This is a genomic window from Aeromonas sp. Y293-4 (genome assembly GCF_027705905.1).
GTDB lineage: Bacteria > Pseudomonadota > Gammaproteobacteria > Enterobacterales > Aeromonadaceae > Aeromonas > Aeromonas veronii.
Window position 1 is genome coordinate 270,133 of record NZ_JAPDCI010000002.1, and the last position, 23,739, is coordinate 293,871.

The 23,739-nt window shown below is 60.7% G+C and carries 19 protein-coding genes; 9 read left to right on the top strand and 10 right to left on the bottom strand.

Going from position 1 to position 23,739, the window contains the following annotated elements; translation table 11 throughout:
* Positions 1-174 precede the first annotated feature (174 nt).
* The gene (gene yjeH, locus OKC31_RS03355; RefSeq protein WP_270656267.1) at positions 175-1,455 is read right to left on the bottom strand and encodes an L-methionine/branched-chain amino acid transporter; all 1,281 of its coding nucleotides are present in this window, start codon (positions 1,453-1,455) and stop codon (positions 175-177) included.
* Positions 1,456-1,556: 101 nt separating this feature from the next.
* Positions 1,557-2,456 (bottom strand): LysR family transcriptional regulator, encoded by a 900-nt coding sequence (locus tag OKC31_RS03360; RefSeq protein ID WP_270656268.1) that lies wholly within the window; start codon positions 2,454-2,456, stop codon positions 1,557-1,559.
* Positions 2,457-2,610: 154 nt separating this feature from the next.
* On the opposite strand from OKC31_RS03360, the gene OKC31_RS03365 reads away from it, so the two are divergent.
* Complete coding sequence (locus OKC31_RS03365; protein WP_270656270.1) at positions 2,611-3,633, top strand: MBL fold metallo-hydrolase; 1,023 nt, start codon at positions 2,611-2,613, stop codon at positions 3,631-3,633.
* Positions 3,634-3,724: 91 nt separating this feature from the next.
* Positions 3,725-4,444, top strand: a complete 720-nt coding sequence (locus OKC31_RS03370; protein WP_270656272.1) for a substrate-binding periplasmic protein — start codon at positions 3,725-3,727, stop codon at positions 4,442-4,444.
* A gap of 91 nt (positions 4,445-4,535) precedes the next feature.
* Here the strand turns inward: OKC31_RS03370 and OKC31_RS03375 are convergent, their stop codons facing one another.
* The gene (locus OKC31_RS03375) at positions 4,536-5,828 is read right to left on the bottom strand and encodes an HAAAP family serine/threonine permease (RefSeq protein WP_005338498.1); all 1,293 of its coding nucleotides are present in this window, start codon (positions 5,826-5,828) and stop codon (positions 4,536-4,538) included.
* 498 nt (positions 5,829-6,326) lie between these two features.
* On the opposite strand from OKC31_RS03375, the gene OKC31_RS03380 reads away from it, so the two are divergent.
* On the top strand, positions 6,327-7,265 hold the full coding sequence (locus tag OKC31_RS03380; RefSeq protein ID WP_042055187.1) for a LysR family transcriptional regulator: 939 nt from the start codon (positions 6,327-6,329) through the stop codon (positions 7,263-7,265).
* 73 nt (positions 7,266-7,338) lie between these two features.
* Complete coding sequence (locus OKC31_RS03385; protein ID WP_157161225.1) at positions 7,339-8,751, top strand: MATE family efflux transporter; 1,413 nt, start codon at positions 7,339-7,341, stop codon at positions 8,749-8,751.
* Between the two features lie 116 nt (positions 8,752-8,867).
* Here OKC31_RS03385 and alsS read toward each other — a convergent pair whose 3' ends face one another.
* Positions 8,868-10,538 carry an acetolactate synthase AlsS gene (gene alsS, locus OKC31_RS03390; protein ID WP_005338504.1) on the bottom strand — a complete coding sequence of 557 codons (1,671 nt, stop codon included), beginning with the start codon at positions 10,536-10,538 and terminating at the stop codon, positions 8,868-8,870.
* An 18-nt stretch (positions 10,539-10,556) separates the two neighbouring features.
* Positions 10,557-11,351: an acetolactate decarboxylase gene (gene budA / locus OKC31_RS03395; RefSeq protein ID WP_270656273.1), complete on the bottom strand. Its 795-nt coding sequence runs from the start codon at positions 11,349-11,351 to the stop codon at positions 10,557-10,559.
* A 108-nt stretch (positions 11,352-11,459) separates the two neighbouring features.
* On the opposite strand from budA, the gene OKC31_RS03400 reads away from it, so the two are divergent.
* Complete coding sequence (locus OKC31_RS03400; RefSeq protein ID WP_270656274.1) at positions 11,460-12,395, top strand: LysR family transcriptional regulator; 936 nt, start codon at positions 11,460-11,462, stop codon at positions 12,393-12,395.
* 42 nt (positions 12,396-12,437) lie between these two features.
* Here the strand turns inward: OKC31_RS03400 and tyrS are convergent, their stop codons facing one another.
* Positions 12,438-13,637: a tyrosine--tRNA ligase gene (gene tyrS / locus OKC31_RS03405; protein WP_270656276.1), complete on the bottom strand. Its 1,200-nt coding sequence runs from the start codon at positions 13,635-13,637 to the stop codon at positions 12,438-12,440.
* A gap of 109 nt (positions 13,638-13,746) precedes the next feature.
* Between tyrS and OKC31_RS03410 the strand changes: the two genes are divergently transcribed.
* Positions 13,747-15,072, top strand: coding sequence for a peptidoglycan DD-metalloendopeptidase family protein (locus OKC31_RS03410; protein ID WP_013724009.1), 1,326 nt, complete (start codon positions 13,747-13,749; stop codon positions 15,070-15,072).
* 313 nt (positions 15,073-15,385) lie between these two features.
* Positions 15,386-16,507 (top strand): anhydro-N-acetylmuramic acid kinase, encoded by a 1,122-nt coding sequence (locus OKC31_RS03415; RefSeq protein ID WP_270656278.1) that lies wholly within the window; start codon positions 15,386-15,388, stop codon positions 16,505-16,507.
* Between the two features lie 22 nt (positions 16,508-16,529).
* Here the strand turns inward: OKC31_RS03415 and OKC31_RS03420 are convergent, their stop codons facing one another.
* A complete protein-coding gene (locus tag OKC31_RS03420; protein WP_257696480.1) occupies positions 16,530-17,402 on the bottom strand; it encodes a hypothetical protein in 873 nt (290 codons plus the stop codon).
* 1,172 nt (positions 17,403-18,574) lie between these two features.
* Between OKC31_RS03420 and OKC31_RS03425 the strand changes: the two genes are divergently transcribed.
* Positions 18,575-19,840, top strand: a complete 1,266-nt coding sequence (locus OKC31_RS03425) for a RidA family protein (protein ID WP_257696481.1) — start codon at positions 18,575-18,577, stop codon at positions 19,838-19,840.
* A 73-nt stretch (positions 19,841-19,913) separates the two neighbouring features.
* Here OKC31_RS03425 and OKC31_RS03430 read toward each other — a convergent pair whose 3' ends face one another.
* From OKC31_RS03430 to OKC31_RS03440, 3 genes are all read right to left on the bottom strand, one after another.
* Positions 19,914-20,636, bottom strand: a complete 723-nt coding sequence (locus OKC31_RS03430) for a PA1136 family autoinducer-binding transcriptional regulator (RefSeq protein WP_257696482.1) — start codon at positions 20,634-20,636, stop codon at positions 19,914-19,916.
* Entirely contained in the window at positions 20,633-21,496 is an 864-nt protein-coding gene (gene hchA, locus OKC31_RS03435; RefSeq protein ID WP_064338532.1) for a glyoxalase III HchA, read from the bottom strand. The genes OKC31_RS03430 and hchA overlap by 4 nt, the downstream gene beginning before the upstream one ends.
* Positions 21,497-21,641: 145 nt before the next feature.
* Positions 21,642-22,514, bottom strand: coding sequence for a LysR family transcriptional regulator (locus OKC31_RS03440; RefSeq protein WP_201911785.1), 873 nt, complete (start codon positions 22,512-22,514; stop codon positions 21,642-21,644).
* Positions 22,515-22,649: 135 nt separating this feature from the next.
* Here OKC31_RS03440 and OKC31_RS03445 point away from each other — a divergent pair, with 135 nt between their 5' ends.
* Positions 22,650-23,678: an NAD(P)H-quinone oxidoreductase gene (locus OKC31_RS03445; RefSeq protein WP_257696483.1), complete on the top strand. Its 1,029-nt coding sequence runs from the start codon at positions 22,650-22,652 to the stop codon at positions 23,676-23,678.
* The last annotated feature ends 61 nt before the right edge of the window (positions 23,679-23,739 follow it).

The window sequence follows — 23,739 nt, forward strand, 5'->3', positions numbered from 1 at the left end:
AAAACGGGAGCTGGATCCCACTTTTTTTGGCTATAAATCGCCGTTGAGTTGATCCGACACCGCACTTTTCGGCAAATAGCGTGCCAACTAGTATTCATATGAACATCCCATATGCCGGAATCAAAAAGCCCTGAACATCAGGGCTTTCTCATTTCTTCGACCATCGGGGAGACGTTACTTCGCTACCGGAAGCACATCCTGCTGACGACTGCGGCGCAGATGACGCCGCCACAACGAGAAGCAGCCGTAGCCAAGACTCAGCACCACCGCATAGAGCACCTGGGTGGCGAGCGCCACCAGCACCAGAGCGCAGAGCAGCACGCTTATCCCCGCCAGCCCCTTGCCCACCCCGCCGAGCAGACGCCAGCCCGCCGCCATGCAGAGCAGGTAGACCAGCACGAAGTTGCCGTTGGCGTAGCGGATCAGCTCATCGAGCGGCAGTCGCAGCCAGATGATGAGGGTGATACAGAGCAGGCAGATGGCGAGCACCAGGCCGAGCGCCCGCAGCGGCGCGCCGCGCGCGGTGAGCACGGCCAGCGAAGCGGGTAACTTGCCTTCCCGCGCCATGCTCCAGATCAGCCGGGCAAAGCCCTGAATGTAGATATTGATGCTGGCAAAGCAGGAGAGATAACCGAGCACCGCCACCAGCCACTTGGCGGTGGGGCCGAACAGCAGCGCCAGCAGGGAGGGGATGGCGGTGGCGTTTTTCGCCTCATCGCCGTAGAGGCCATATTTGAGCACCACCAGCGAGTGTACCCAGTAGATAAGTCCCGCCAGCAGCACCCCGCCGAGCAGGGCGATGGGGTAGTCCCGCTCCGGCCGCTTGAACTCCTCCCCCATGTGGGCGAAGGCTTCCAGCCCGACAAAACACCAGAACATCACCGCCAGCGCGGTGGCCATAGGGGGCCACTCGTCCGCGCTAGGCAATGGCCGGGCTGCATCGCGCCAGCTCACCTCCCCCTTGAACCAGATAAGCAGGGTCAGCCCCAAAATGGCGAGCGCAATCAGCAGTTGCAGATTGCCGGAGGAGCGCGCCCCGCGCAGCCCCAGCAGAAAGACCCCGAGCAGGGTCAGCAGCTGGATGGCCCAGAGGGTCCAATCCCCCATCTCGAACAGGGCATGCCAGAAGCCGGCGGCAATCATCAGGGCGGCAGGCAGCCCCACCGGCAGCACAGCCAGAAACAGGAAGGCGGAGAAGCGCTCGGCGCCGTTGCCAAAGGCGAGGCCAATCAGGTGCGGCGCGCCGCCCGCATGGGGATAGCGACGGCCGAGGCGAGCAAAGGTAAAGGCGATGGGCAGCACCAGCGCAATCAGCAGCAACCAGGCCCAGAGCGAGGCCCCACCCGCCAGCGAGGCGGCGGTCGCCGGTACCACGAAGATCCCGGTGCCGAGCAGCGAGGTGGCGAGCAGCCCCATCCCCTGCCAGAGCCCGAGATCCTTTTTCAACCCAGACATATCCTTTTGTCCCGACTAGAAAAACATCCCGCCATGTTAGGCCTCCACCACCCCTTTGTTAAGCACGATGGTTAAGCGCGGCTGCGAGAATATGCAGCCTTTTATTCGGGCTCGGGCCCAGCTTGCAGGGACTCGGCCAGAAAATCCCCCAGCAGGGTGATCTTGAGCACCTGCCGCCGCGCCGCCGGATAGATGAAGTAGAGGGTCTTGGCCGGGCTCTGATAGCGGCCAAGCAGCGGCAGCAAACGCCCCGAAGCGATATGGTCACTCACCTGTTCGGCGGGCTGCAAGGTGATGCCAGCCCCCGAGAGCGCAGCCGTCAACAAGGCTGGCCAGTGATTGATGCGCAGGCGCGAGGCGACCCGCACCTCCTCGCTCTGGCCATCCTCACCGACAAACTGCCAGCGCTCATGCTCGCCCCAGTTGCCGTGCAGACACTGGTGGCGAACTAGATCGGCCGGATGACGGGGCACGCCGTGGCGATTGAGGTAGTCAGGGGCCGCGCAGAGCCGGTAGTGCTGGGTCAGCAGCGGACGGGCAATCAGCGCCTCATCCTGCGGGCGCAGGGTGCGGATAGCGGCGTCGAACCCCTCCTCCACCAGATCGACCCAGCGCGGGGTGAGCTGCAGATCCAGATCCAGCTTGGGGTAGCGGTCGAGAAAAGCGGGCAACAGCGGCACCAGCCGGTGGTGGCCAAAGCTGAGGGGGGCGGCGATGCGCAGCCGTCCGGCCGGCTCGGCCAGCAGATTCTGGGTGAGCGACTCGGTCAGTGCCAGCTCCTCCAGCACCCGCTGGCAGCGAGCCAAAAACAGCTGGCCCAGCTCGGTGAGAGTCTGCTGGCGGGTGGTTTTGTGAAACAGCTTGCCCCCCAGCCACTGCTCCAGCCCCAGCACATGCTTGCCCACCATCTGGGCGCTGATCCCCGCTTCGCTCGCCACCGCGCTGTAGGAGCCGAGATCCACCACCCGGGTGAAGATACGCATGCTGGTCAATCGGTCCACAACCCCTCCTTTTTGCCCGTTTCAAGGCCGTTTGGCCCGCGACCAGGCCCTGATTCACAACCAAAAGTTTAGTAAGAAATGGATCTTAGCCAATTTATTCAACTTTTAGTTACCAATACAGTGATGCCGTCCCTTCCCCACAGGATAAATTCCCATGAACAGCACCTATCTGGCCGCCCTGCTGGTCGGTCTGCTGGCCAGCGGCGCCAGTCAGGCTGCCGAGAGCAGCTTTATCAGCAACCACGACCATGCCCCTGCCTCAGCAACTCAAGCCCAGACCGATATCTTTCGGGTCAGCCTGCTCGGCACCGGCACCCCGGTGCCCCAGATCAGCCGGGGCGGTTACAGCACCCTGGTCGAAGCGGGCAACCAGAAGCTGGTGTTCGATTTTGGCCGCAACTCCGCAACTCGCCTGTGGCAGCTGCATATCCCCATCGGCCGGGTCAACGCCTTCTTCCTCACCCACTTTCACTCAGACCACACCAACGGGCTGGCGGATCTCTGGCTGACCGGCTGGCTGCAACCGGCCTATGGCCAACGCCACGCGCCGATGGAACTCTACGGCCCCAAAGGCACCACAGCTCTCGCCCGTGGCTTGCAGCAGGCCTACGCCACCGACATCGCCACCCGGGTCAAGGATGAGGGAACGCCGCTGGACGGGGTGGAGATCAACAGCCACGAGGTCACCGCCGGGGTGGTCTACAACCATGACGGGGTCAAAGTAACCGCCTTTGACAACGACCACGGGGTCAACATCAAGCCGTCATTCGGCTATCGCATCGACTATCACGGCCACAGCGTGGTGCTCTCCGGCGATACCCGCTACAGCCCCGAAGTGGTGAAGCAGGCCAAAGGGGCCGACCTGCTGGTGCACTGCGTCTCCATGACCTCTGCCGAGCAGATGAAGGCCAACCCCGGCTACAAGGCGATCGCCGGTCACCTCGCCTCCCCCGAGCAGGCGGCCCGGGTAATGAACGAAGCGAGACCGGCGCTGACCGTGTTCAGCCATATCGGCCTCAACGGCAAGATCAGGGTCAAAGATCTGGCGCAGGATCTGCGTGCCCGCTACACCGGCCCCTTCATCATCGGCAACGACCTGATGCAGATTGATCTGCCCACCACGGCCTCCGGCAAGGGCTATGCCCTCTGGCAGTCGGAGAATATCGACAATAAATAGCTGGCACGGATGCCGATCAGCCATGGCCGGCATCCGCAATCGACACCGGGGGCTATCTTTAAGGGGTGTTTGACCACAAGGAGTTATCTCTATGAGCCTGAAATGGAAGCACCTCGCCCTGGCCACTCTTCCCTTGTTCGGCATGTCGGCCGCGCAGGCGGCGGTGTTGACCAGCCTTGAATGGCCCCCTTACACTAGCGCCAGCCTCCCTGAGCAGGGCAAGAGCAGTCAGGTGGTGACCGCAGCCTTTGCCCTGGCTGGCGACCCGCTGACCATCAAGTTCTATCCCTGGCAACGGGCCGTGGACGAGGCGACCAACAACCCCGAGGTACTGGGTTATTTCCCCGAGTATCTCGACCCCAAGAGCAGCTGCCTCTTCTCTGACCCCATAGGTAACGGCCCTCTCGGGTTTGCCCAGCGAGCCGATCAGCCGGTCACCTGGCAGAGCCTTGATGACCTCAAGGGCAAGAAAATTGGTGTCGTAACCGGCTATGTGAATACCACCGAGTTCGACGAAAAAGTGGCCAGCAAGGCACTCTCGGCCGATGCCACCAGCTCGGACAGCCAGAACCTGCTCAAGCTCGGCAACGGTCGGCTCGATCTGGCGGTCATCGACCAGAATGTGATGACCTATCTGCTGGAGAGCGATCCCCAACTCAAGGACATCGCCGCCAACCTCGGTTTCAACGGCAAGATCCTCGAGGACAAGTCCCTCCACGTCTGCTTTACCAACTCCGCCAAGGGGAAAGAGGCGCGGGACAAATTCAACAAGGCGCTGGCCAGTGACGAGGTGAAGAAGCTGATGAAGTAGCGATACCGCATCCGCTCGCCGCCCCAAAAAGCCATAAAAAAAGCCGCCTCTTGCGAGGCGGCTTCTTCATTCAACTTGGTAACCGGCGTTATCAGGCAATCAGCTTGTAGATGATACCGGACATGGCGATCAGGCCAATGATGGTCACGAAGCCGTTGCTGATGTTGCCAGCGTATTTGCGCATGGCCGGAACCTTGGTGATGGCGTACATCGGCATCAGGAACAGCAGCATTGCGATGATCGGGCCGCCCAGGTCTTCAATCATGCCGAGGATGCTCGGGTTGATGGTGGCGATGGCCCAGGTGGTCAGGATCATGAACACGGCAGTGACTTTGTTCAGTTGCTTGGTGTCAACGTTCTTGCCCTTCTCGCGCAGCGCCTTGGCCATCAGGCCGTTCATGCCTTCTTGTGCACCCAGGTAGTGACCCAGGAAGGATTTGCTGATGGCAACCATGGCGATCAGCGGAGCCACAGTACCGATAACCGGGTTATCGAAGTGGTTGGCCAGGTAGGACAGGATGGAGATGTTCTGTTCTTTGGCAGCAGCCAGGTCAGCCGGGGAGAGGCTCAGTACGCAGCTGAATACGAAGAACATAACGGTCATTACCATCATTACGTGGGCGCCCAGCAGGATGTTGCTGCACTTCTTCTCAGCACCTTCACCGTAACGACCTTTGTTGTCCACCGCGAAGGAGGAGATGATCGGGGAGTGGTTGAAGGAGAACACCATTACCGGGATAGCCAGCCACAGGGTCTTGATGAAGTCACCGTTGAAGGCATCGGACAGGGCCGGAGCTTCAGTGATGATGGCACCGTTCCAGTGCGGGATCAGGTAGAACGCCAGACCCATCAGGGTGAGTACGAACGGGAATACCAGCACGCTCATCGCTTTGACGATAACCTGGCCGCCCAGACGAACAACCGCCATCAGACCGAGGATCAGGGCCAGTGACAGAACGGCACGGGGAGGTGCAGACATGCCCAGCTGGTGAACAATCACGCTCTCGACGGTGTTGGTGATGGCGACTGAATACATCAGCACGATCGGGTAGATGGCAAAGAAGTAGAGCAGGGTGATGAATTTGCCTGCGGTCTTGCCGAAGTGCTCTTCTACTACTTCAGTGATGTCGCCATCACGGGTAGAGCCGGACAGCACGAAGCGGGTCAGACCACGGTGAGCAAAGAAAGTCAGCGGCAGCGCCAGGATCAACATGGCGACCAGCGGCCACAGGCCACCTACACCGGCGTTGATTGGCAGGAAGAGCACACCGGCACCGATCGCGGTACCGTACAGACCCAGCATCCAGACCACATCGGCCTTGTTGACGCCGCGGGAGGTGTTGCTGGCTAAACGACCATCAGCTGCAATATTCATGTCAGACATACGTTGTTCCTGTCATCTAGGAAAATGGGATTCTTGTTTGGTCGGGCCTTGGCCCGGTTCCATCTCCCTGGAACGCCTGCTGTCCGTCCTTGATATTAACCTCTCGCCCCCCGGCAACCTGGCCATCACTCCTTGTGACAACAGGATTGCAACAAACAACAGTGCGAGATTTTGACCCTGAGGGTCGGCGCCCGTCTCACTTAACAACCGATTAACGTGCGCCACTCTTGATGGGCTGACTTTAATTAAATGCCCTTATTAATCACAGCGTTTTTTTGAATTAATCAACCAAAGTTTGATTTTGGTCGCCTTTCGGACGACCAAGATCACACTCAAAGCGCCTTATTGTGAGTTTTTTTTAACAATTCAACTTAGTTTCACTGGAATCAATGGCCTGCGAGCAGCTACATATTTGCAACAAGCCACCCGTTTAGCGCGGATTGTGTGCAGCACGGCCTTGGCGTACCCTTGTGACTCACGCCTTTTTGTTGATTGATGATGACCATTACCCGTACCGATCTCGCCGAACTGGCGGTATTTGCCGCCGTCGCCCGTCACCGCAGTTTCAGCAAGGCCGCCCTCGAACTCGGGGTCTCCGCCTCCGCCCTCAGCCACAGCCTGAAGGGGCTGGAAGCCCGTCTGGGGGTGCGGCTGCTCAACCGCAGTACCCGCGCCGTGGTGCCGACCGAAGCGGGCCAGCGGCTGCTCAAGCAGCTGCTCCCCACCCTCAATACCCTGGAAGAGGCGCTTTGCGAGCTGGCCCGCAACAGCGATGAACCGGTGGGTCGACTCAAGCTCTGCGCCCCCCGCGGCGCCATCGACAGCCTGCTGGCACCTGTGCTGATCGACTATCTGGCCCGTTATCCGCGGATGCAGGTGGAGGTAGTAGAGCAGGAGCTGATGCCCCGGCTGATTGAGGATGGTTACGATGCCGCGCTCTTTTATGGCGATCTGCTGCCCAAGGAGATGATCGGCATCCCCCTCGGCCCGCCCCAGCGCTATCTGGTGGTGGGCTCCCCGGCCTATCTGGCGGAGCACGGTACGCCGGAGCACCCGAGCGAGCTGAGCCGCCACGCCTGCATCGGCTATCGCCTCACCCCGCACCACCACTATCGCTGGGCCTTTGCCGCCGACGGCACCATGCTGGAGATCGAAGTAACCGGGCCGCTCACCACCAGCACCCCGGCCCTCTATCTGGGCGCCGCCGAGGCGGGGCTGGGGCTCGCCTACTGTCTGGAAGAGGAGGTGAGCCAGAAAGTCGCGGAGGGGAAACTGCTCACCGTGCTGGAACCCTGGTGTCCCACCTTTGCCGGCTTCTACCTCTTCTATCCCAGTCGGCATCAGCTGGGCAGCGGGCTGCGCATCCTGATCGACATGCTCAAGGCCCACTACCAAAACCCCGGATTAGTGAGTAATACTCAGCAATTCATCAAGTAAAACCCTGATTATCACCAAATAAGTATTAATCTAGACTAGCTGTTCGATAATCGAACTCCCCGAGAGAACAGATATGTCTGCCTATTTAACACTGCGGCAACGGGCCATGACCCGTCGCTTCTGGGCTTACGCCCTCCCCTCCATTCTTGCCATGCTGGTCTCGGGGGCCTACTACCTCATCGACGGCATCTTCGTCGGCCACTATGTCGGCGCCGCTGGCCTCGCCGGGATCAACCTGGTCTATCCGGTCATCATGGTGCTGATCGGTCTGGCCGCCATGATCAGCATGGGGGCGGCCACCGCCATCTCCTTCCAGCAAGGGGCGAAAAACGACAAGCTGGCCCGTCAGGCGCTGGTCAACGCCCTCTGGCTGCTGGCCGGACTCGGGGGCGTTGCACCGGTGCTGCTCTATTACACCCACACCGATATCCTGCTGGGGCTGGGAATTGAACAGGGCACCGAGACCTGGAAACAGGCGAGTGACTACCTCACCTGGATTGGCGGCGGTACCCTGCTGCTGGCCAGCAATCTGGCGGTCCCCTATCTGCTGCGCAACGATGGCCGCCCGAAACTGGCCATGGTGCTGGTGAGCAGCGGCGCCGTGCTCAACATCATCCTCAACTACATCATGGTGGGTCGGCTGGGGCTGGGATTGATCGGTACCGCGCAAGCCACCCTGATGGCAGAGGGTGCGGTGAGCCTGATCGGTCTTGGCTACTTCTTTACCCCCTGGGCGCGGCTGCGCCTCAGCTGGCGGGATCTGGTGCCCAACCTTCCCGCCATGCCGCACCTGCTCTTTACCGGTCTGCCGAGCCTGATTGCCCAGTTCAACCTCGGCCTGCTGCTGATGCTGCACAACAGCCAGCTGATGGTGTACGGCAATGTGAAGGATCTGGCGGGCTTTACCGTGGCCGGTTACACCGAAGCTGTCTTTATCGTCATTCTGCAGGGGCTGGCGTTCGGCATTCAGCCGCTCATCAGCAAGGCGGCGGGGGCCAAGCGCCACCGCAACCTCAAGTACCTGATGGAGATGGGGCTCAAGTTCACCTTTATCTACGGCATGCTGGTGTGGCTCACCATCCAGCTGCTGCCGGGACAGGTCGCCATGCTCTATACCGGCGACAAGGATCCCGAACTGCTGGCCGCTGCCATCAGCAGCCTGACCCTCAACCTCGGCGCAATTCCGCTGGAGGGGATCATCATGTTCGGCATAGTGCTGCTGCAATCCATGGCGCGTACCCGTCAGGCGCTGGTCATCTCCATCGCCAAAACCGTGTTGCTACTGCCGCTCATCTTCCTGCTGCCGCAACTGTGGGGTCGTGATGGGGTGCTGATGGCCCAGCCCGCGACCGTGCTGCTGCTCACCCTACCGCTCTGCTGGCTGCTGTGGCGCGAGTGGCTGCGCCTGAAGATGGCCTGCGCGCCAAAAGCCAAACAGCGCCCACAACCGGCCCGCGCACGCGCCGCCGTCCAGCTGGCCCGTTAAGGCCATTAATACGGCAAAACAATAAAAAAACCGGCATCAATTGATGCCGGTTTTTGCTATATGGGCGGGTCTGCTTGCGCTGACACAACAAGCCAGGCCAGCACTGCTGCCCCCACTTATGCCAATACTTCTGGCCTGAGCTGGGCCATCAGCCCCGGGTTGTCGGAGTAATCCACCGGAATGGCCACCACAGCAGGCCCCTCCACCGCCAGCGCGGCACGCAGGGTGGCGCGCAGCTCGTCGGCCGAGCGCACCGCGAAACCGGCCGCCCCGAACGATTCGGCATAGCGTTTGAAGTCGATGGGACCAAAAGAGACGCCGGAGGTGCGGCAATACTTCTGCTGCTCCTGCATCGCGACCATGTTGTAGCCGTTATCGACCCAGATGATGTGGACGATATTGCTCTTGAGCCGCACCGCCGTCTCCAGCTCCATGCTCGACTGCATAAAGCTGCCATCCCCCGATACCGAGATCACCTTCTCCCCCGGCCGCACCAGCGCCGCACCGATGGCCCACGGCAGTGCCACCCCCATGGTCTGCTGACCGTTGGAGATCAGCACCTGACGGGCGCGGAAGCTGTAGAGGTAGCGGGCAATCCAGATGTGGAAGCTGCCCATGTCGACGCAGAGGGTCATGTCATCGCGCACCAGATCCTGCAGCTCGCGCACGATACGCAAGGGGTGAACCGGATTGCCGTGCAGATCGTCGGCCCGCATTGCCAGTCGCAGCCGCTGCTGGCGCACCCCTTGCAGCAGCCGATCCACCTCGGGGGGACGGATTTTCGGATTGCCCATGATGCGGGTCAGCTGCAACAGGTTGGCACGGATCGACCCCACCAGCTCGGCGGTCGGGCAGTAGCTGCTGTCGATATCGGCAGGCAGCACGTCGATATGGAGGATGCGCCGCTCCCGGTCGCCATTCCACAGCACGGGGTCGTACTCGATGGGGCTGTAGCCGATGCAGATCACCAGATCGGCCCCTGCCAGCAGCTGATCCCCCGGCTGGTTGTTAAAGAGCCCGACCCGTCCGGCAAAGTCATCGAAGTGGCAGCTGTCCACCACCCCGGCAGCCTGATAGGTACCGGTCACCGGCAGCCGCGCCTTGTCGAGGAAGGCGCGCACTGCCTCGGCATTCTCCGGCCGGCTCGCCATCAGGCCGAGCAGCACCACCGGATTCTGGGCGTTGCGCAGCAGGGTCAATGCCTGCTCCATATTCTGTTCATCGGCGCAGCCCGGCTCCGGCACCTCGCGGGGCACCAGCACATTGCCCTGCACCGGCTTGTTGATGATGTCCATCGGCAGGCTGACAAACGCCGCCCCAGGCCGCCCCAGCTCGGCGGCGCGAAAGGCGTTGGCCATCACTTCCGAGATTGCCGCCCCGCTATTGACCTGGGCACTGAACTTGGTGACCGGACGGCAGAGGTTGACCGTATCCATGCTCTGATGAGTGAGTTTGAGGCCATCGGCACGGCGAACCGCACCGCCCAGCGCCACCATGGGGTCACCTTCCGAGGTGGCGGTCGCCAACCCGGTAATGAGGTTGGAGCAGCCGGGGCCCGAGGTGACCAGCGCCACCCCCGCCTTGCCGGTGAGGCGCCCTACCGCGGCCGCCATAAAGGCGGCGTTCGCCTCATGGCGCACCACTATGGTCTCGATGGGGGAGTCCTCCAGCGCATCGAACACCCGGTCAATCTTGGCACCGGGAATACCGAACACCTGCTTGACCCCTTGCGCCTCCAGATGACGAACAACCAGCTCGGCACCGCACTTCCACTGTCTGTTTTCCATGTTATTGCTCCTTGTCTATCAGCCTTCGGCGGCTTGAATGGCGCGATCGAGATCGGCAGGGTTGAGGTCGGCCTGCCGGAAAGCGGGATCCGATGGCAGGGCCAGATTGAGGTGACGCACCACAGAAAGTCGCAGGGTGCCGTGGGCCATGGTGTAGTCGAGCAGATGACCGCCCCCCTTGCGATCGGCGGTGATCATGTGCTCGTGAAAGCCCGCTACATTAACTCCCTGCACGAACGGCGGGCAGCGAAAGCCCACCAGGGTTCCCGCCACCGCGGCAAAGCGGAACAGCGGCTGCTGTTCGATAGCTTCCAGCATGGGACGATAAGGGGGCTCCTGACGCGGCACGGTTCGTACCTTGGCCGTTTCAAACTGGCCGTCGAGGCGCAGGGCAACGAAGACGTTGTCGGATCCCACCAGCCGATCCACCCACTGGTGGATCTCGTCACGGCTGAGGGGGTGATCGAAGCGACGCTCCAGACAGGGGCGAAAATGGGTCATCACCGCGAAGGGGGTCTTCTGATCGGCGCGGGCGGGCCGAGCCGAGCCATCGGAGCGCAACTGGTGGATCTGCCGCTCGAAGGCGATCAGCTCACCATCGAGGTGATTGAAGGTGCCGAGGCCAAAGTCGCCGTGGCGCAGCAGCTCGCTCATGGTGGTCTCCCCTTCGTAGACCCCCGCCAGCAGGGCGCTCATCAGGGAACTCTGGTAGATCTCGCCACCGTCATGCTGCCTGCGCCAGCGGGAAAACTGCTGGCTCACTTCGAGGGCACACGCGCATCCGGCACTGTCAGATGTTGCAATACGTTCCATTCGGGTTTCACCTCCGGCCTGAATCCTGTTAGCGTTAGGATTCAATGGTGACCCGGATCACATTTCAACGCCAATACACCGATCCCGCGACTTTGAGACTCTTTCGATATGGAACTGCGAACCCTGCGCTACTTCATGGCGGTCGTCGACAAACAGAACTTCACCCGGGCAGCCGAGGCGCTCAACATGGCCCAGCCGCCCCTGAGCCAGCAGATCCGCAAGCTGGAGGAGAGCCTCGGCACCCCGCTACTGCGCCGCCTGACTCGCGGCGTCGAGCTGACCGAGGCGGGTGCGAGCCTCTATCGGGATGCCACCCAGATCCTGACGCTGGCCGATGCCGCCAAACAGAAGGTGAAGCGGATCGCCCGCGGCGAGCAGGGGGCGCTGCGCATCGGCTTTGCCGGCTCTACCGTGCTCCACCCCGCGGTGCTGACCCTGTTGCACGACTATCGGGAGCGCTACCCCGAGGTGGCGCTCACCCCGCAGGAGGGCACCATGCCGGCACTGGTAGAGGCGCTGCGCAACGATCGGCTGGATGCCGCCATCTTGCGGCTCCCCTGCCGGGGCAGCGAGGGCTTTGCCCATCACCTTATCGAGCAGGAGCCGCTGCTGATCGCCCTGCCGACCAGCCATCCCAAGGCCAAGCCGGGCCCCTTGTCACTGGCCAGCCTGAAGGATGAGAGTTTTATTCTGTTTCCCCACGCCATCGGGCCCGGGCTCTATGACGGCATCGTGGGCCTCTGTCGGGAGGCGGGCTTCGAGCCGATACTGGGGCCCGAATGTCCGCAGGTGATCTCCACCGTCGGCATGGTGCAGGCGGGCTTTGGCGTGACCCTGGTGCCCAGCTCGGTGGCGGCGCTGCGCCCGCTCGGGGTCAGTTATCACCCCATTGAGGGCAATGGCATGATGACCAGCATCAGTCTGGCGACACGGCCACACCCAAGTAGTGCCGTGCTGCGGCACTTTATCGCCCAGATCCGTGCCGCCCAGATACGACAGGGCCTCCCGAAGGAGGCCCTGTTGAACAAGCTTGAACCGGTTTGATGGCCAGCTTGCCTGATGCGACGGCTTATTTGACGGTACTGCTTATTTGACAGTCACGCGGGCAAACTTGCGCTTGCCGACCTGATAGACGGCGGTACCGGCACCGATGAGTGCCTTGCCATCTTCCAGCTTCTCGCCATCCACCTTGACCGCACCCTGCTTGATCATCCGCAGCGCTTCGGAGGTGGTGGCCACCAGATCGGCCTCTTTCAGCAGGTTGGCGATGGCCAGACCTTCGCCTTCCAGTGCCAGCTCGACTTCCGGCATCTCGTCCGGAATGGCGTTCTTGGAGAAGCGCTGGGTGAAATCTTCGTGGGCCGCTTCAGCCGCCGCTTCGTCGTGATAACGGGCGATGATCTCTTTGGCCAGCCAGATCTTCACGTCGCGCGGGTTGAGAGTACCGGCAGCGATGCCCGCCTTGAACTCTTCGATTTCGGCCAGCGGACGGAAGGAGAGCAGCTCGTAGTAGTTCCACATCAGATCGTCGGTGATGGACATGATCTTGCCGAACATCTCGCCCGGAGCGTCGTGGACGCCGATGTAGTTGCCTGCGGACTTGGACATCTTCTTGACGCCGTCCAGACCCACCAGCAGCGGCATCATCAGCACGCACTGGGTCGCCATGCCGGCATCTTTTTGCAGCTCGCGGCCCATCAGCAGGTTGAACTTCTGGTCGGTACCGCCGAGCTCAACGTCCGCCTTCAGCGCGACCGAGTCATAGCCTTGCAGCAGCGGATAGAGGAATTCGTGAATCGCGATGGATTGGCCGCCGGTGTAGCGCTTTTTGAAGTCGTCACGCTCCATCATGCGGGCCACGGTCTGCTTGGCCGCCAGCTTGATCATGCCGGTCGCGCCCAGTTCGCCCAGCCAGCTGGAGTTGTACTCGATGCGGGTCTTCTTCGGATCGAGGATCTTGAACGCCTGCTCCGCATAGGTGAGGGCGTTGTGCTTGATGGCCTCTTCGGAGAGCGGCGGACGGGTGCTGTTCTTGCCGGAGGGATCACCCACCATGGCAGTGAAATCGCCGATCAGCAGGATGATCTCGTGGCCCAGATCCTGGAAGGTCTTCAGCTTGTTGAGGATCACGGTATGACCCAGATGAATGTCGGGGGCGGTCGGGTCCATGCCCAACTTGATGCGCAGCGGGCGCCCTTCCTTCAACTTGGCGACAAGTTCTTCTTCAACCAGAATTTCTTCCGCTCCGCGCTTGATCTCGGCTAGCGCCACCTCGAGCTGGGACATTTTTTGACTCTCCATCACGATTCCACAGGGCCAAACATATTACTGGAATGGCGGGCCAATTGGAAAGGCTGTAAAATCCGTCCATTCTGCCCGACTTCATCTGCTTCTCATGGTTATTTGGCACGCCTTCAATGCACTCCCCCACTGGCACCGCAAGATGGTGCTGATCTTGAGCATCATGATCATGATGCTGGCTGCCTGGCCCAGCGAACAGGCAGTAGCAACACGGGTCGATGAAAACGGCAACGAAATTGCCCTGCGGGAACCGGCCAACGACAACGCACTGAATGATGAGCTGCCGGCCGAGGCCGCCCAGCCCGTTACCCCGCCCAAGCCGCGCTATATCACCAAGCAGGTGAAAGTACGCCGTGGCGACAACATGGGAGTCATCTTCCAGCGCATTGGCCTGAGCACCACGGATCTGCACCTGATCGATCAGCTCGAGGGCAGCGATCCCCTGCGGATGCTGCAACCTGGGCAGGAGCTCACCTTCAAGCTCACCGAGAACGGCGAGCTGCACAGCCTCTATTACCCCCACAGTCTGGAGCAGGCGCTCAAGGTGAGCCGCAAGGAGGAGACCTTTGTCGCCCGCAACGTCAAGATCGCCCTCGACACCCGCGAACAGGTGAGCAAAGGCGAGATCCGCTCCAGCTTCTGGGGCGCCGCGGTGGATGCGGGAATGACCGAAGATCAGATCATGGACTTGGCTGCCATCTTCGGCTGGGACATCGACTTTGCCCAGGACTTGCAGCCGGGGGACAGCTTCCGGGTGGTCTATGAAGACAAGTTCCGCGACGACGAGCGGGTCGCCTCCGGCGATATTCTGGCGGCGGAGTTCGTCAACCAGGGCACCGCCTACCGCGCCGTGCTCAATGAAGATGGCAACTACTACACCCCGGAAGGCAAAGCGATGCGCAAGAGCTTCCTGCGCGCGCCGGTCAACTTCAAATACATCAGCTCCAACTTCAACCCGCGCCGCCTCCATCCGGTGACCGGCAAGATCCGCCCCCACAACGGCATCGACTATGTGGCGCCGGTGGGCACCCCCATCATGGCGGCGGGCTCAGGCAGCGTGGTGGCCGCCGGTTACAACCAGTTCAACGGCAACTACGTCTTTATCAAGCATGCCGGCAACTATGTGACCAAGTACCTGCACCTCTCCAAGCGCACCGTCAACAAGGGGCAGCGGGTGAAGCAGGGGCAGACCATCGGCACTCTGGGTGGCACCGGTCGCGTCACCGGCCCGCACCTGCACTACGAATTCGTGGTGGGCGGCATTCACAAGAACCCGCGCACCCTCACCCTGCCGCAAGCAGAGACCCTGAGCGGACGCGAGCTGGCCAACTTTAAAAAGCTGGCGATGCCGCAACTGGCCAAGCTCGACAACCCCGAGCTGCAGCTGGCCCAAAACAAGCGGGATAGTCGCGGCAACTAAGTCATCTGGGCTGGCAGGGTGAAGACCCTGCCAGCCCCTTTTATTGAACCCGCGCCAGCCAATCAGATTGAAATGAGTCCAACTTCAGACATAAGATGAGATGGAACACCGGGAGCGGCATGTGGCACGGAAGCAAGGGCTTATCTATCCTGTCTCTCTCACTCTTTTTCCGGTCCGCATTGAGGATGCAACATGGTTGAGCGTTATATCGGTCTGATGTCAAAGACCACGCCATGTGGCATGGGATGAAAGCCGTTCCCCTCTTCACCCTCTCTGCACACCGTATTTTCGAACAGCAATGTAAGGAGACACCATGGCTGAGCGCTATATCGGTCTGATGTCGGGAACCAGCATGGACGGCATTGATGCCGTGCTGGTGATGATCGCCGGGGATGAACTGCGGGTCGAAGCGGCGCTTTGTCACCCCTGGCCGCAAGAGACCGCACGCACGCTGCATGCCCTCTGCACCCCGGGCGACAACGAAATCGACCGCATGGGGGTGGCCGATAATCTGGTGGCGCGAGAGTTTGCCGCCGCCACCCACGCGCTGCTGACCAAGGCGAAGCTTGAGCCCAAAGATATTCGCGCCATCGGCAGCCACGGCCAGACCATCCGCCATCGCCCCCAGCTTGGCTTTACCCTGCAGATCGGCAACGCCGCCCTGCTGGCCGCCCTGACCGGCATCGACGTTATCGCCGATTTTCGCACCATGGATATGGCCCTCGGCGGTCAGGGGGCGCCGCTGGTGCCCGCCTTCCATCAGGCGCTGTTTGCCAAACCCGGCGCCCTGCGGGTGGTACTGAACCTCGGCGGCATCGCCAATATCTCGGTGCTGCCGGGCAATCCGGGCGGGGTATATGGTTTTGATACCGGCCCGGCCAACACCCTGCTCGATGGCTGGTATCGCCGCCATCAGCCCCACGGCGGCAGCTATGACGCCGGTGGCAAATGGGCCGCCAGTGGCAAGCCCATCCCGGCCCTGCTGGAGAAGCTGCTGGCTCACCCCTACTTCGCCGCCCCCGCCCCCAAGACCACCGGACGAGAGATGTTTACCCTCGATTGGCTCGATGGGGAGCTGGCAGGCACTTCATACGCCCCCGTGGATGTGCAGCGCACCCTGCAGGCGCTCACCTGCCACAGCATCGCCCGCCAACTGCCCGCCCGGCCCGAATCAGTCGGTACCAGCCAGCCGAAAGCCGAGCTGTTTGTCTGCGGCGGCGGAGCCCATAACGCCCCCTTGCTGAAGGAGCTGGCCAGCCTGCTGCCTGCATGGCGCATCGCCAGCACTGCCGAGCTGGGCCTTGCCCCCGACTGGGTGGAAGGCGCTGCCTTTGCCTGGCTGGCCATGTGCTTTGTTCACCGCAAGCCGGGCAACCTGCCCGCCGTCACCGGCGCCAGCCGTCCGGCTGTACTGGGTGCACTTTATCCCGCCTGAGTGATGACAAGGGGGCTGCGGATCAGTGTGCCCCCTTGAACAGACGCACAACCTGTTGCCGGATCGGTGCAAACAGCGGGGGCTTTGGCGGCTCCAGATTGATATGGCGCCGCCCGGCACGGGTTTCACAGCGAAGCAGATTCTGGATGTAGTGCTGGTGGGAGCGATGGATCAGCTGTGAAGCCTGATACGCCCACAGTCTGGGCACGCCCCACAGAGTGCTGGCAATCGCACCGACGATGCAGAAGAAAGCGGGCTCCTGAATTCCCATCCGGCTGGCATTCTCCAGCGCCTCCTTGAGCGAATTGGAGTGAGCAATACAGGTCATGATATTGACCATGAAGGCGTCGTAATCATCCTCCCCACCCTTGCCAACGCGCGCCGTCAGGGTCGCCGCGGGCTGATAACCAAACTGATGGCTGATATTTTCCAACACCGTATTCCGCTGGCGGATCACCTTGCCATAAAACATCAGCATCACCATGCAGTCGATCGCCTTGCACAGCGCCTCGTAGTGGGGATGGCTCTTCTTGGGACGCGGCGCCGTGGCGAGGGCCAGCTCTTCAGAGATAGCCAGCAGGCCCACAGGTACGGCGGTGCTGACAAACGAGAGATCAATCGACAGCTCCAGCCCCTCCTCCCCTTCCATGCGGGCCACAATCACATGTTCGCCAAACAGCCGACGCTGGCGCTCGATAAAGGCGCCAAAGACCAGATCACGAAACTGCTTTTGCGGATAAGGGGTATCGAGCAAGCTCTCGATGGTCATGATGGCGGCGGATACCCGGCCGCGCAGTCGGTAATCGGCAGGAATGGGAAAGCTCTTTCCCAGGCGAGGAGGTAACCGCTGCCCAGATGTTTGACAATACATATCGCCCAGAACGAAACCCAGCATAAATCCTCCACTGTCAGGTAATGATGATCGCGATGCGATCTCGCTTGCCAATCCTGGGCAATGGCCTGCCGGTGCATCGATGCTCTCCGTCAGGGCTCCTTGATTACCTTATTAATCATACGATTAATAGCGAGTGAAAAAAGCGACCTGACTCGCAATCACGCCACCAATTAACAGTTTCATCAAGAAACAATAGGAAGCGGTCGATAAATCCATTTTTTTACGCATTTACCTTTAAAAACAGCATATTGAAATTTATGTCTGCGAAATCACCTGAGCTGTTCCCGAGCCCTGAAAACGATCCCAATCATCACAACTAGCCACAGATAAGAGGGAGATCGGACAAACTCGCAAAAAGTGGAAAAAGCGACGACGCGGGGCAACCCCACCCATCGGGGGATGCAACCGGCGTGAAGATAAGCGAATTGCCACCGCCTCCCCTTCCTCATCCAGCGCCACCTCTCATCCAGCACCACAGCTCCCGCACACCGTCACGCCAACGCCAACGCCATGCTCCCCACTCCTGTGCAGCAGGGGCAGATCCGCCGTGCAAATTCATGGCATAGAATTTTATGGCGTTAATAACAGATCCCGGCTGCCAGCAAGGCGTCATCGAGTATGCAGGAATAATCATTAACAGAGAGGAATGCAAAAGCCATGAATTATATTCCAGAGGTATCTTTAATAAGGTGGATATGCATATTAACGGGAATTTTCATAGTCCCTTAAAAGAGCTGAAAACAGATATCCATGCACCATAACATGCATTATTTGCACATCGGCGCATAATATTAACCCTTTATTCACACGCCAATATCCCGAAGAGAGGGAGAGCAAACCCAGTCAGGACAAGGCTGTCCGCCGGTTCGGCACCATTTGCACACAAATTGGCTCCTATTTCGGGTGAATTGAATAGCAATATGATTAAATTTGCGCCCATTGAGCCATCTCATAGAAATGCAATCAGCGGTTTGCAACCCCTGATAGCCACTCATAGAATCGCAGCGTCTGAAATATCTACCCTGTCCTCTTCTCCCTTATTCCTGTCAGCGATTGAGTGGATCACAAATAATAACCGAGGATGCCGCCGCTGGCGCAGTGGCCGTGGCGCACAACAAGATGGGGTAAACCTGTACCTGAATGAACAACAAATATTAAAAAGAGGCATATCTATGAGTGGCACCATCATCAAGTCGGCAAGAAATACCCCCCATGCACCCCAGGATCTGGGCCCCTGCACCCAAACGGTGGCGTTTTCTCATTACAACAATATCTCCGCCCAGCTGCCGGTCGATCCCGCCACCGGCAAGATGGTGAGTGGCGATGTCACCGCGCAGGCCAGACAGTGCCTGAGCAACCTCAAGGCGATCATCGAGAGCATCGGCCATGTGATGGACGATATGGTCAAAGCGACCATTTTCCTGAAAGAGATGGCGGATCTGGAGGCGGTCAACGCCGTCTATCGCGAATTCTTCCCGGGCTATCTGCCGACCCGCACCACCCTCGCCGTCGCCGCGCTGCCGCTGGGTGCGCTGGTGCAGATCGATGCCATCATCTCCAACGGCGAAGGTACCTTCCCACAAGATCCTTGCCCGCTGGTTAAACTGGCCCGCAATAGCGACAAGGCGCCGCACAATCCGCTCTCCACCCATACCGTGGCCTTCTCCCACTACAACAATATCGGCGCCCAGCTGCCGGTCGAGGCCGCCTCGGGCCAGCTGGTTGCCGGTGGCATCAAGGAGCAGGCGGGTCAGTGCCTGCGCAATATCAAGGCGGTGCTGGAGAGCATCGACGTGCCGTTTGACGATATCGTCAAGGTTACCGTCTATCTGACCGATCTGGCTGATCTGGAGGCCGTCAACGAGGTCTACACCACCTTCTTCCCCGACTCCGCCATCGCCCGCGCCGTCGCCTATCTGCCCGCCCGCTCTGTGGTCAGTGCCGCCGCCCTGCCCATGGGGGCACGGGTGCAAATGGATGCGGTCATCTCCCACGGTGACGGCACCCCGCCGCAACTGGTGGAAGATCGCCACAATCTGGTGATCCGTGCCCGCAATACCGACAAGGCACCGCGCAGCCCCTTGCACACCCAGACCGTCGCCTTCTCCCACTACAACCATCTCTCTGCCCAACTGCCGATTGACCCCGCCACCGGCAAGATCCTGACTGGCTGCATCAAGGAGCAGACCGCCCAGTGCCTGAGCAATATCAAGGCGATTGTGGAGAGCATCGGCCATGTGATGGACGATATCGTCAAGGTCAATATCCAGCTCGGCAATATCGCGGATCTGGATGCGGTCAACGCCATCTACACCAAATACTTCCCGGGCTACCTGCCTGCCCGCACCGTAATCGGGGTCAGTGAACTGCCCGCCGGCGCCCTGGTGCAGATTGATGCGGTGATGTCCAACGCGGAAAGCACCCCGCCGCAGGCGTAAGTGTTGCGGTAAATAAAAAAGAGACCGGCTCATAGCCGGTCTCTTTTTAAATGCCAGACAAAGGGATGGCCCCTCAGCCCTCGATATCGCGGTTCCTGAGCGCCACTCTGACCGCCTCTGCCGTGGTGGCCACACCGAGTCGACGGCGGGCACTGCGCAGATGGTTCTCGACCGTGCGCACCGAGAGCTTCAGGGTGGTGGCGATATCGGCATGGCGCCAACCCCGGGAGACCCACTCCAGCACTTCGCGCTCGCGCCCAGTGAGGCCACGCTCGTGACCCGCTACCGGCATCTCCATCAGCCGACGAGCTGCATGAAAAGCCGCCACCGCGATCAGCGCAAGGCCAACCCGAGTGTGGGAGCTGGCATCGATCTGATCGCCGCCAAAGCTCATCGCCCCCTCCAGTCCCAACGGCCCATAGACGGGTACCTGCAAGCCATGTCGGCCCGGCCCCTCAGGCTGGCGAACGATACGGTACTGCTCGCCAGCAGCGCCAACCGTTTTGCTCCAGAAGAAGGGCTGGTCTCGCTCCCTGATATGCATCGCCATCGGGCACTCGCGCATATAGGCATGCAGGTCGACCGCCTCGCCGCTCTCCAGCCACTCCCCCTTCAGCCAGTAGAGATGCTCGACCACCCCCTCCTCGCTGGCACTGATGGAGAAGAGCGCAAAGCGGTGATACCCCAGCGGGGTGGCAAAAGCGCGCACCAGCTGCTGGATCTCCTCCAGCCGCTGACACCCTTCCAGCGCCACCGCGACCTGCAGCGCATTCGCTGGCGACGACGACAACCTCATCGCTTGGCAACCGCCTCCAGCAAGGTGGTAGCTGCCAGCTTGCCGAGGTTATTGCCCGCCAGCGGGCTGTCACCGGTCAGCAGATTGCGATCCCGGAACACCTCTCCCGAGATGCCGTTGTTGACGATCTCAAAACCAATCTCTTTGAGCCTCTCGCCAAACTTCCAGGTGAGGTGGCCAGGCATATAGCCAATTGCCGGGGTCTGGGCATCCAGCTCGTCGGGGAAGGCGCAGATCTTGTAGCCCGCGAAGGTCTCTGGATTGGCCACCGCCAGCAGCGCAGCAGGCCCGTGACAGAGGGAGATGATGAAGCGATCGTTGGCCATCGCCCACTCCAGCAGCGCTTTCACCTCGGCACTCTCCGGCAGCCCCATCAGGGCGCCGTGGCCGCCGGGAATAAAGACGCCGATATAGTCCGAGTCGGCGGCCAGCGCCTGCTTCAGCAAGTCAGCCAGCTTGGCCGGTTGGCGGAACTGCGCTTGATATTTGCCATAGAGCCCCAACACCTCTTCATCTTCGCCGGGCATGGCCCACCACTCGAACTTGACCGGATTGCCGGAGAGGGTGGCCACGTCAAAGGCAAAGCCCGCCTTGTCGAGGTGATACATGGGCAGCAGGGTTTCGACCGGATGGTTACCGGTGGAAAACAGGGTGCCGTTGTCGGTGGGCAGATAACGTTCATCGGCACCGATCAGCAGGATCTTCCAGCGCCCCTCCCGATAGGGAGCGGGATAGTCAGCCCCGGCAAGGTCAGATTTGCGCGAGGTGAACTGGCTCAGGGAGTAGGGCGACGGAAAGAAGGCATTCTGCTCTGCCGGATCCGGGGTCGGTTGTTTATCGTCAACAAGCATATCGGTCATGGGTCAAGCTCCAGTAGTGGTGGACTCGGTCTCACAGTATTGACTGTCAGAGACCAAGTAAATGAGGGTTTTCCCTCAACCTCCATGACTATGGCAAGGGATGTGACAGCGCTGCGACAAAACCTGAACAGAGCGCCCGCCAGACTTAGGCCATCGCGGCAAATGCCCTGACGATGGCATCCATGACGGCCCTGACCCGCGCGGCATGCTGCACATCCTGATGGGTCACCAGCCAGACATCGTAGGATTGCTGTAACTGCCGCTCGGGCCAGACCCGCACCAACCCGGCTTGCTCGGCGAGCGGAACCGCCACCTCGCCAAGTCCCAGCCCCATCAACAGGGCCTGACGCAGCATCAGGCTGGTATTGACCCCCGCTGCTACCGTGGCCTCCTCGGCCGCCTCTTCGAGCATCATTGGCGAGCGAGCGCTCTGCCAGTGGGGCTCATACACCACCAGCGAATGGCCCGCAAAACCGGTGCCCGCTTCGGGAATGCCATGGCGAGCCAGATAGTCGGCGGAGGCATACAACCCGACCGGCCAGGAGGCCAGCTTGCGAATAATCAGGTCGGGATTGTCCGGCTTCACCGTCCGGATCGCGATATCCGCTTCCCGCAGGGACAGATTGACCACCTGGGTCGAGGTATTGAGGATGACCCTGATATCGGGATAACGCTGATGCAGCTCGGTCAGGGCCGGTATCAGAAAATCCATCCCCAGGGTGTCTGTGGTCGCCACACTGACCTCCCCGACCAGGCGGTTGTCGACCCCTTGTGCCGCCCGTACGAAATCAATGGCCGCCAGCTCCATCTGCTGGGCGCTGGCCAGCACTATCTCTCCGACATGAGTCAGCACATACCCTTTGGATGTGCGGAGAAACAGTGTGGCCGCCAGACGATGCTCCAGTGCGGCAATCCGCCTGCCAATGGTGGCCTGATCGACCCCGACCACACGGGCGGCGCCCCTCAGGCTCCCCTCCCGATGCAACGCCAGAAAAATTTTCGCATCATCCCAGTTCATCACGACTCCCGGTTGAAATGCATTTTTGCATTACAGGTGAGGGATAATACTGCGTTTATTCATCAGTAATCTCCACTATCTTGGTGCTCATCCCACTCGGGGAACCTCATATCACCTCGTTACAAGGAGCCGCTGATGCATAACGCCTATTCCATTCCCGCCACCATGAGCGCGGTAGAGATTACCCAGCCAGGTGGCCCCGATGTCTTGCAACTGACCACCCGCGCCACACCCAAGCCCAAGCCAGATGAGGTCTTGATCAGGCACTATGCGACCGGCATCAATGGGCCGGATGTGATGCAGCGCAAGGGGCTCTACCCGCCTCCGGCAGGGGCATCGGATATTCCCGGGCTGGAGGTCGCCGGGGTCGTGGTCGCCAAGGGGGAGCAGGTGACCCATCTCAAGATTGGCGACAAGGTCGCCGCGCTGATTTCGGGTGGCGGCTATGCCGAGTACAGCGTCGCCCACCAGAGCAATGTCCTGCCCCTGCCGCCCGGATTGAGCTTTGTCGAAGCCGCGGCGCTGCCGGAAACCTTTATGACGGTCTGGTCAAATATGTTTGAACGGGGTCAGTTCAAAAAAGGGGACATTATCTTGATCCATGGCGGTGCCTCCGGCATCGGCACGACCGCCACCATGCTGGCCAAGGCATTTGGCGCCGCCAAAATCATCACCACGGTCGGCTCACCCGAGCAGCAGGCCGCCAGCATCAAGCTGGGCTCGGATGTGGCCGTGCTCTACAAGGAGGAGGATTTTGTCGAGGCCGTGCATACCGCCACCAATGGCCATGGCGCCGACATCATTCTCGATATCATTGGCGGGGAGTATGTCGCGCGCAACTATGCGGCGGCCGCCATCAATGGCCGCATAGTCCAGATCGGCATTATTGCGGGCGCCGCCCCCAATCTGGATCTGTTTCCCATGCTGCAAAAGCGGCTGACCCATATCGGCTCTACCCTGCGCTCGCGTACTCCGCAGGAAAAAGCCGATCTGATAGCCCAGCTGCAAACTCAGGTCTGGCCATTTATCGAACGCGGTGAGGTCAAACCGCAGGTTTACCAGACCTTCCCGCTGCATGAGGCCGCCGCCGCCCACCATTTGCTGGATTCAGGCCGCCATATCGGCAAGCTGGTATTAACCATGGCGCCGTTGTCGTCAGATTGATAAAGCCCATCGTGAAGCAGGCCGAGGTGGGATGTGGCGATGTCCAGTGCTGAAAGCACCC